Consider the following 6,976-nt stretch of genomic DNA (forward strand, 5'->3'; position numbering starts at 1 on the left):
ATACGAGATAGGCTCCGGTCTCGTGGGCTCGGAGATGTGTATGAGAGACAGTGGTCGCGCTGACCCTTCCGGTGCCGGACGACGAGGACGCGCCGGCCGTGCTGCGGGCCACCGCCGAGGGCGCGCTGCTCGGCGCGTACCGGTTCGCCGGCTACAAGACCCGCCCGCAGCCGACCCGGCGCCCGCCGGTGACCTCGGTCGCGGTGCACGTGCCGGACGCCGGTGACGAGCGCGCCCTGGCGGAGATCGCTCGGGCCACGGTGGTGGCCCGGTCGGTCGGCCAGACCCGGAACTGGGTGAACACCGCGCCGAACGAGCTGCGCCCGCCGTCGTTCGCCGACTCGGTCGCGGCGGCGGCCCGGGAGGCCGGCCTCGGCGTGGAGGTGCTCGACGAGCACGCGCTGGCGGACGGGGGCTACGGCGGCATCCTGGCCGTCGGACTGGGCTCGTCGGCACCGCCCCGGCTGGTGAAGCTCTCCTACGACCCGGCCGGCGCCGGCTCGGACAAACCGGCCAAGCGGGTCGCGCTGGTCGGCAAGGGCATCACCTTCGACACCGGCGGTGTCTCGATCAAGCCGGCCCAGGGCATGTGGGAGATGAAGTCCGACATGGCGGGGGCGGCGGCGGTCGCCGCCACGATGCTGGCCATCGCCGAGCTGCGGCCGGCGGTAGCGGTGACGGCGTACCTGCCGATGGCCGAGAACATGCCCTCGGCCACCGCGTACCGGCCGGGCGACGTGGTGACGATGTACAACGGCAAGCGGGTCGAGGTGCTCAACACCGACGCCGAGGGCCGGATGGTGCTCGGCGACGCGATGGCCCGGGCGTGCGAGGACGGCTGCGACTACCTGTTCGAGACGTCCACGCTCACCGGCGGCCAGGTGGTCTCCCTGGGCAAGCGGGTGGCCGGGGTGATGGGTACGACCGAACTCTGCCTGCGGGTGCAGACCGCTGGCGACGCCACCGGCGAGCCGACCTGGCCGATGCCGCTGCCGGACGACGTCCGCAAGGGGATGGACTCGGACGTCGCGGACATCTCTCAGGTCAACGCGTCGATGGACCGGGCCGGGCACATGCTCCAGGGCGGCGTGTTCCTGCGCGAGTTCGTCACCGACGACGTGTCGTGGGCGCACATCGACATCGCCGGCCCGAGCTACCACTCCGGCGAGCCGACCGGCTACTGGGCCAAGGGTGGCACCGGGGTTCCGGTCCGTACCCTGCTGGAACTCGTCGAAGATATCGCCGCCAACGGCTGAACCCGGTCATCCCCGCCGGTCCGGCGCCATCCGGCGCCGGACCGGCGGGTGCCCGTTCCTGGATCGGCGCGTCAGGTGGCCGACCGCTTGCGGCGCTCGTTGAAGTCGCGCATCCGCTGCGGGTACCCCATCAGTCGGACGTCGTAGACGGGGATCGCCATCCGGTGGGCGAACCGTCGGGCGCCGTCCGGGCCGTCGATCCGGCGCCGGGTCCACTCACCGTCGTGCGCGATCAACATCACCGTGGTCTCGGTCACGGTCGTCCGGGGTTCGATGAACGCCTCGACACCCCGCTTCGATCTGACAAACTGTTCGAGATGGTCGAGATCCGCACGGCTGGCCGGACGATCGCCCGCCGTGACAACCGCCTTCTTCCGTCGGCGAAACCAGGCCACCGGATCGTCTCCTCCCCGCCACACGCGTCCCGCCGGTAACTGGCGACTCCGGCAAGCGTACGTCCCGACACCGTGTCCTTGGGCACCGCGACGTGTCCTTGGGCACCTCGGTACGCGGCCCGCTTCCACAAGTGACAAGATGGCCGAGGTGGGCTCTCCCCGATCCGAACTGGTAGTTCGGGTAAAGTCCACGCCCCTCCGGCCGAAAGGCGTCGACCGGGGGCGGTGGTATGCCCGGTTGACCGGCATCACCCTCGTAGCAGCGACGCGACCTGGGAGTTAACTGTGAGCGAGCCGAACGGCGAGACCTTCGATGTCGTCATTCTCGGAGGTGGCAGCGGCGGGTACGCGGCGGCGCTGCGCGCCGTGCAGCTGGATCTGTCCGTAGCGCTGATCGAGAAGGGCAAGCTGGGCGGCACCTGCCTGCACAACGGCTGCATCCCCACGAAGGCGCTGCTGCACGCGGCCGAGATCGCCGACCAGACCCGCGACTCCGAGCAGTTCGGCATCAAGGCCGAGCTGGTCGGCATCGACATGTCCGGCGTCAACGCGTACAAGGACGGCGTGATCGCCCGGCTCTACAAGGGCCTGCAGGGCATGATCAAGAGCGCCAAGATCACCGTGGTGGAGGGCGCCGGCAAGCTGGTCGGCCCGAACACGGTCGAGGTCGACGGGGCCCGGTACACCGGCCGCAACGTCATCCTGGCGACCGGCTCGTACGCGCGCACCCTCCCCGGCCTGGAGATCGACGGCGAGCGGGTGATCACCAGTGACCACGCGCTGACCCTCGACCGCGTGCCGGCCTCGGCGATCGTGCTCGGCGGCGGCGTCATCGGCGTCGAGTTCGCCAGCGTCTGGCGTTCCTTCGGGGTCGACGTGACGATCATCGAGGCGCTGCCCCGGCTGGTGGCTGCCGAGGACGAGGAGTCCTCGAAGGCGTTGGAGCGGGCTTTCCGCAAGCGCGGCATCACCTTCAAGACCGGCAAGCGTTTCGAGAAGGTGGAGCACACCGAGTCGGGCGTCAAGGTCACCATCGAGGGCGGCGACACCTTCGAGGCCGAGTTGCTGCTCGTCGCGGTCGGTCGTGGCCCCGTCACCGCCGACCTCGGGTACGAGGAGCAGGGCGTCAAGATCGACCGTGGCTTCGTACTGACCGACGAGCGTCTGCGTACCGGCGTACCGAACGTCTACGCGGTCGGCGACATCGTGCCCGGCCTCCAGCTCGCGCACCGGGGCTTCCAGCAGGGCATCTTCGTGGCCGAGGAGATCGCCGGGCGCAACCCGGCCGTGATCGACGAGAACGGCATTCCCCGGGTCACCTACTCCGACCCGGAGCTGGCCTCCGTCGGGCTCACCGAAGCCCGGGCGAAGGAGCAGTACGGCGCCGACAAGATCAAGACGTACAACTACAACCTCGGTGGCAACGGCAAGAGCCAGATCCTCAAGACCGCCGGTTTCGTCAAGCTCGTCCGGGTCGTCGACGGCCCGGTCGTCGGCGTACACATGGTCGGTGCCCGGGTCGGCGAGCTGGTCGGCGAGGCGCAGCTCATCTTCAACTGGGAGGCTTACCCGGCCGAGGTGGCGCAGCTCATCCACGCCCACCCCACCCAGAGCGAGGCGCTCGGCGAGGCCCACCTGGCCCTGGCCGGCAAGCCGCTGCACGCCCACGCCTGACCACAGATTTTCCGCGGCACCCGGTGGCGACCGGGGGCAGGATCGCAGAGGCCACGAAGGAGTCTTGAAAGATGCCGGTATCGGTCACCATGCCCCGGTTGGGCGAGAGCGTCACTGAGGGCACCGTCACCCGGTGGCTGAAGCAGGAGGGCGACCGGGTCGAGGTCGACGAGCCCCTGCTCGAGGTTTCCACCGACAAGGTCGACACCGAGATCCCCTCCCCGGCCGCCGGTGTGCTGGCCCGGATCGTGGTGAGCGAGGACGAGACCGCCGAGGTCGGCAGCGAACTGGCGGTGATCGACGGCGAAGGCGAGTCGACCGGCGAGACCGCCCCGGCGCAGCCGGAGCAGGCCGAGGCCGAACCGGCCGTGGCGGAGCAGGAACAGGCCGCTCCGGCCGAGACCGCGCCGCCGGCCGAGACCCCCGCGTCGAGCGGCCAGCAGGAGCAGGCCGAGCCGGAGACCGTGGCGGCGCAGACCGCCTCGGACGGTGACGGTGGCACGGTGCTCAAGATGCCGGCGCTGGGCGAGAGCGTCACCGAGGGCACGGTCACCCGCTGGCTCAAGGAGATCGGCGACACCGTCGAGGCCGACGAGCCGCTGGTGGAGGTCTCCACCGACAAGGTGGACACCGAGATTCCCTCCCCGGTCGCCGGAACGCTGCTGGAGATCCGGGTCGGGCAGGACGAGACCGCCCCGGTCGGCGCCGATCTGGCGGTGATCGGGGCCGCTGGCGGCGCACCGGCCAAGCAGGCCGAGCAGGCCGAGCCGGAGAAGTCGGCCCCGGCCGCCGCTGCCGAACCGGAGAAGCCGGCAGCACCGGCACAGGCACAGGCACGACCGGCAGCACAGGCACAGGCCGGGGCGTCGTACCAGGCTCCGGCGCCGGAGACCGAGCGCTCCGACCAGCCGGTCCGGACCGAGCAGGCCGCCACACCGGCACCCGCACAGGCGTCGGCACCCGCGCCGGCCGCCGGGCAGGCCGGCAGTGAGAACGGCGCCGGGTACGTCACCCCGCTGGTCCGCAAGCTCGCGGGCGAGCAGGGCGTCGACCTGTCCACCCTCTCCGGCAGCGGCGTCGGTGGCCGGATCCGCAAGCAGGACGTGCTGGCAGCGGCGGAGCGGGCCAAGGCGGAGCGCGCCAAGGCCGCCCAGCCCGCGCCGCAGGCCGCCGCACCCGCCGAGCCGGCTGCGAAGGCACAGCCGAGTCCGTTGCGTGGCAGCACCCAGAAGATGACCCGGATCCGTTCCGTCATCGCGAAGCGGATGCAGGAGTCGCTGCACGAGTCGGCGCAGCTCACCACCGTGGTCGAGGTGGACGTCACGAAGGTGGCGAAGCTGCGGGCCAAGGCCAAGGACGGCTTCCTGCAGCGGCACGGGGTGAAGCTGTCGTTCCTGCCGTTCTTCGCGCTGGCCGCGGTGGAGGCGCTGCAGACGTACCCGGTGGTCAACGCCCGGATGGACCTTGACGCCGGCACGATCACCTACCCGGAGGCGGAGCACCTGGGCATCGCCGTGGACACCGAGCGCGGTCTGATGGTGCCGGTCATCCACAACGCCGGGGATCTGAACCTGGCCGGACTGGCCCGACGGGTCGCCGATCTCGCCGAGCGGACGCGTACCAACAAGATCAGCCCGGACGAGATCGCGGGTGCCACCTTCACGTTGACCAACACCGGCAGCCGGGGGGCCCTGTTCGACACCCCGATCGTGCCCGCGCCGCAGTCGGCGATGCTCGGCACCGGCGCGGTGGTGAAGCGCCCGATGGTGATCAACGATCCGCAGCTCGGTGAGGTGATCGTGCCGCGCTCGATGATCTACCTGGCACTCTCCTACGACCACCGACTGGTCGACGGCGCCGACGCCGCGCGGTTCCTGACGGCGATCAAGGAGCGGTTGGAGGGCGGCCAGTTCGAGGCCGAACTCGGGCTGTCCTGATCCAACGGGACCTCTCCAGGGGCGTTCGGCCGGTGGCCGGGCGCCCCTGAGCCCATCTGGGAGCCTGGTCGGCAGCGAGCCGATGTGGCCGGCGCCACCGGTCTGGGCGAAGATACCGGAATGCGCATCCTGGTAGCCGGCGCGTCCGGCTTTCTCGGTACCCGTCTGACGGATCTGCTCCGGGCGGAGGGCCACGAGGTGGTCCGGCTGGTCCGACGGCCCGCCCGCGCAGCGGACGAGGTCCAGTGGGACCCGGGTGCCGACCAACTCGACCCGGCCTCGCTGGCCGAGGTCACGGCGGTGGTCAACCTGGCGGGCGCGAACATCGGTGACCGGCGCTGGGACGCCGGTTTCAAGGAGGTGTTGCGGAGCAGCCGGGTCGACACCACCGCCACCCTGGCCAGGGCGATCGCCGGGCTGCCGGCACCGGAACGCCCTCGCGTCCTGCTCAACGGCTCGGCGATCGGCTGGTACGGCGACACCGGCGACCGACCGGTCGAGGAGGGCGCGCCGGCCGGTGACGGGTTCATGGCCGACCTGTGCCGGGTCTGGGAGGCGGCGACCGCTCCCGCCGAGCAGGCCGGCATCCGGGTGGTACGGCTGCGCACCGGCCTGCCGCTCGACCGCGCGGACGGCTTCCTCAAGCCTCAGCTTCTGCCGTACCGGCTCGGTATCGCGGGCAAGTTCGGCAATGGTCGGCAGTGGATCCCCTGGATCTCGATGGCGGACTGGCTGGCCGCGATGTCCTTCCTGCTGACCCGTGACGACATCGCCGGGCCGGTCAACATCGTCGGTCCGGCACCGGTGACCAACGCCGAGTTCACCGGGACGCTCGGCCGCGCGCTGCACCGGCCCACCGTGATGCCGGTGCCCGGAGTCGCGCTCCGGATTCTGCTCGGTGAGATGTCGACCGAGGCGCTGCGCAGCCTTCGGGTGCTGCCCGGCGTGCTGAACCGGGCGGGGTTCCGGTTCGCGCATCCGGACCTGGCCAGCGCCCTGCGGGCGGCTCTGGCTACCGGATAGGCCGGACCCGGCCGCGAGCCGGCAGCTCACCCGGCAACCCAAAGGCGAATATTTTTGGAGTAATTCAGATCTTTCCGGGCCGACGTGGCCAGGTCGGCGTGCTGGTCAACCAGCCTCTGGTGGCCGGCACCTGGACCGCACGGCTGACCCTGAGCAGCGGCATCGTGGAGCGCACCGGCGTTCGGTGAGCTGACCCGCTTCGTATCCCAAACAACCAACGAAAACGAGAAAACATGCAAAGGTAATTTCACCTTCTGTACCGGACATAATGCCGGTACCCCGGATCGCCACGACCGGTCGATCCCGGCCCGGAAGGTGATCCGCGCCGCACGGCGGCGCCGCCAGGCTGGAGGATCGATGACCGCGCAGGACCGGACCGGCAGCCTGGACACCCCGACCCGTGCACGCCGGAGAGCCTCCGCCGGCGTCGTCCTGCTCAGCGGCCTGGCGATCGCTGGCGCGCCGGTACTCGCGGCCGGAGGGCCCGCCGGTGGTGCGGCGACGAGCCAGGCCGCCGCCCCGACGCCCGCGGACACGCACTCCGGCAACGTCGTCTTCCGGGTGGTACCCGCGACACCGACACAGCCACCAACGCAGCCACCCACACAGCCACCGACGCCTGGCCCGACGCCGTCGGGTGGCCATCTTCCGGTCACCGGCGGCGGCCCGATCCCCGGCTGGCTGCCGACCC

4 protein-coding genes and 2 pseudogenes are annotated in these 6,976 nt (G+C 71.1%); 5 read left to right on the plus strand and 1 reads right to left on the minus strand.

From position 1 onward, the window contains the following. Positions 1-53: 53 nt before the first annotated feature. Positions 54-1,256, plus strand: a pseudogene (locus tag I0C86_RS13460) (leucyl aminopeptidase); the annotation flags it as partial. 71 nt (positions 1,257-1,327) lie between these two features. Here I0C86_RS13460 and I0C86_RS13465 read toward each other — a convergent pair. After that, positions 1,328-1,651 carry a hypothetical protein gene (locus I0C86_RS13465; protein ID WP_196201584.1) on the minus strand — a complete coding sequence of 108 codons (324 nt, stop codon included), beginning with the start codon at positions 1,649-1,651 and terminating at the stop codon, positions 1,328-1,330. A gap of 285 nt (positions 1,652-1,936) precedes the next feature. Here I0C86_RS13465 and lpdA point away from each other — a divergent pair, with 285 nt between their 5' ends. The 4 genes and pseudogenes from lpdA to I0C86_RS13485 form a co-directional block, all read left to right on the plus strand. After that, a complete protein-coding gene (gene lpdA, locus I0C86_RS13470; RefSeq protein ID WP_196201585.1) occupies positions 1,937-3,325 on the plus strand; it encodes a dihydrolipoyl dehydrogenase in 1,389 nt (462 codons plus the stop codon). Positions 3,326-3,396: 71 nt separating this feature from the next. After that, positions 3,397-5,262 carry a 2-oxoglutarate dehydrogenase, E2 component, dihydrolipoamide succinyltransferase gene (gene sucB, locus I0C86_RS13475; RefSeq protein WP_196201586.1) on the plus strand — a complete coding sequence of 622 codons (1,866 nt, stop codon included), beginning with the start codon at positions 3,397-3,399 and terminating at the stop codon, positions 5,260-5,262. A 120-nt stretch (positions 5,263-5,382) separates the two neighbouring features. Further along, positions 5,383-6,285 (plus strand): TIGR01777 family oxidoreductase, encoded by a 903-nt coding sequence (locus I0C86_RS13480; RefSeq protein WP_196201587.1) that lies wholly within the window; start codon positions 5,383-5,385, stop codon positions 6,283-6,285. A gap of 357 nt (positions 6,286-6,642) precedes the next feature. Continuing rightward, positions 6,643-6,976 (plus strand): annotated as a pseudogene (locus I0C86_RS13485) (hypothetical protein); the annotation flags it as partial.

The sequence above is a fragment of the Plantactinospora alkalitolerans genome (assembly GCF_015690345.1).
GTDB lineage: Bacteria > Actinomycetota > Actinomycetes > Mycobacteriales > Micromonosporaceae > Plantactinospora > Plantactinospora alkalitolerans.

Excerpts from the sequence above, each read along its gene's own strand:
- sucB (WP_196201586.1), top strand. The coding sequence starts at position 3,397 with ATGCCGGTATCGGTCACCATGCCCCGGTTGGGCGAGAGCGTCACTGAG.
- I0C86_RS13480 (WP_196201587.1), top strand. The coding sequence starts at position 5,383 with ATGCGCATCCTGGTAGCCGGCGCGTCCGGCTTTCTCGGTACCCGTCTG.